Here is a 1889-nt window from a genome sequence, read left to right on the forward strand (position 1 = left end):
CAGGCGCTCGCGCCGGGCTCCGACCGGCTACGACCCCTCGCGCACAGCCTGCACGAAGCCCGCCACGTGCTCCCGCAGGGCCTCGATGCGGCGCAGCCGTGCCGCCTCGACGTCGAAGCCGACGTACGCGACCGGCGGCAGTCGACGCACGTTCCTCGAGCACTCGAAGTTCGCGCACGCCAGCGTTCCGACCGTGTTGCCGTTGCGGCCCGCGGCTCCGGCGCGCTTCGCCGTGTAGAAGACCACGTCGTTCGGGAGCGTCACGTCCTCGCACCATGAGCACTGCGGTCGGGTGCGGATGCGGCCATCGGCTTCGCGGAGGATGACGCCGACGAGGTCGTCGCCGAGGTCGGCGACGAGGTATCCGACCTTGGGCAGCTTGGGATCGCGCCAGCCGAGCAGGTCGAGCTGCGTCCAGTCGAGCTCGGCGAAGCCCGCTGGGAGGGTGACCGAGGCGCGTTCGCGCTGGGTCGCGTTGATGAACGAGGCGCGGATGCGCCGGTCGTCGAGGGGAAGCATGTGAGACGTCCTTCGTCATGCCGGGTCGCGTGCGCAGGCCCGGGTAGATCCGTTCCGAACAGGGATGCCGCGTGGCCGAGACCGGGTCACGCGGAGCGCGCCGCAGAGGCGCGCGAGGTCACGGGCGCGACGGCCCTCTGCTGCCGGCAGCGAGGACGCCGGCGACCCCCTGACGCCCGACGGGCATCGCGAACGGAACGTGCAGACTCACGGTGGCGAGTGTACACACGACGTCTGAGCCGTGCCTACGCGGTGCTGAGCACGTCGGCGACGAAGGCGCGCGTGCGGCGCGCGAGCCCTTCGATGCGCTCGAGCTCCTGCACGCTCGGCAGCACCTCCGATGGCGCGGCCGGACGCCCGAGCCGCACGGTCTCCTGGCAGGCGAGGTCGCTGCACATGTAGGTGCCCACACTGTCGCCGCGCTCGCCCGGGGCGCCGGCGCGGCGGGCCGAGAACATCACGACCTGGTCGGCGGGCTGCTGCGTGTGGCAGAGGTTGCAGATCGCGGCGCGGTGGTGCGAGCCGTTCGCGACGGCGGCCCGGAGCACGACGCCGCGCGCCGCGCCGTCGAGCTCGGTGACGAGGTAGCCGCGGGTCGCGATGCGAGGGTCGCGCCACGCGAACGCGTCGAGGTGCGCCCATTCCGTGAGCACGAAGTCGTGCGGCAGCGAGAGCTGCGCCAGCTCCGCGTCGCTCGCGTTGCCGAACGACAGGCGGATGTCGCTCTCGACCAGCGGCTGCATGCGTCCCCTCCCGTGCGTGATCTCCAGTCTACGAACGGGCGCTCAGCGTTCCACCGTCCACTCCAGGTCGATCGACTCGGGGCCCCAGGTCATGACGACCACGTCGCCGGGGCCGATGCGTCGCGGCCGCGCCCCGTCGCGGATGTCGTCGGCGACGATGCGACGGCTCAACCCGTGCTCGGCGAACCCGTCGACCGACGTGCAGCTCGTCAGCCACGAGAAGAAGAACTGCCGCCGCACGAGCAGGCACACCCGGTCGTCGTCGCGGAACGCCCAGAAGTCGTGTCCGAACGCCCGCCCGAGGGTGCGCAGGCTGGCCGCCTCGGACGGCTGGAGCTCCGCAGCGGTGGCGATCTCATCGGTGCGTCCGCGTTCCTCGGCGGTCTGCGCGCGATCGAAGACGGCGAGGCCGCGCGGCGGCGACAGCGCCTCCCGGGCGGGCTCCAGCACGGCGAAGGCGAGCGCGACGAGCGCCACGATACCGAGGGCGGCCGCGATCGCCCGGCCCCGAGGCGGGCCCCGGCGAGGTGCTCGTCCGCGTCGCGGGCACGACCTTCAACGAGGTCGACGCCTCCATCCGCGCCGGCTACCTCACCGAGGTGTTCCCCGTCGACCTGCCGCACGTGC

3 protein-coding genes are annotated in these 1889 nt (G+C 72.8%); all 3 read right to left on the reverse strand.

All coding sequences use genetic code 11. The features are described 5' to 3' along the window. Positions 1 to 27: 27 nt before the first annotated feature. The 3 genes from GH736_RS22180 to GH736_RS22190 all read right to left on the reverse strand — a co-directional run bounded on the left by GH736_RS22180 (position 28) and on the right by GH736_RS22190 (position 1739). Positions 28 to 519 (reverse strand): FBP domain-containing protein, encoded by a 492-nt coding sequence (locus tag GH736_RS22180; protein WP_159607125.1) that lies wholly within the window; start codon positions 517 to 519, stop codon positions 28 to 30. Between the two features lie 245 nt (positions 520 to 764). Then, complete coding sequence (locus GH736_RS22185; RefSeq protein ID WP_159607127.1) at positions 765 to 1262, reverse strand: FBP domain-containing protein; 498 nt, start codon at positions 1260 to 1262, stop codon at positions 765 to 767. 42 nt (positions 1263 to 1304) lie between these two features. After that, a complete protein-coding gene (locus GH736_RS22190; RefSeq protein WP_159607129.1) occupies positions 1305 to 1739 on the reverse strand; it encodes a hypothetical protein in 435 nt (144 codons plus the stop codon). Positions 1740 to 1889 lie beyond the last annotated feature (150 nt).

The sequence above is a fragment of the Agromyces humi genome, assembly GCF_009720255.1.
Lineage (GTDB): Bacteria > Actinomycetota > Actinomycetes > Actinomycetales > Microbacteriaceae > Agromyces > Agromyces humi.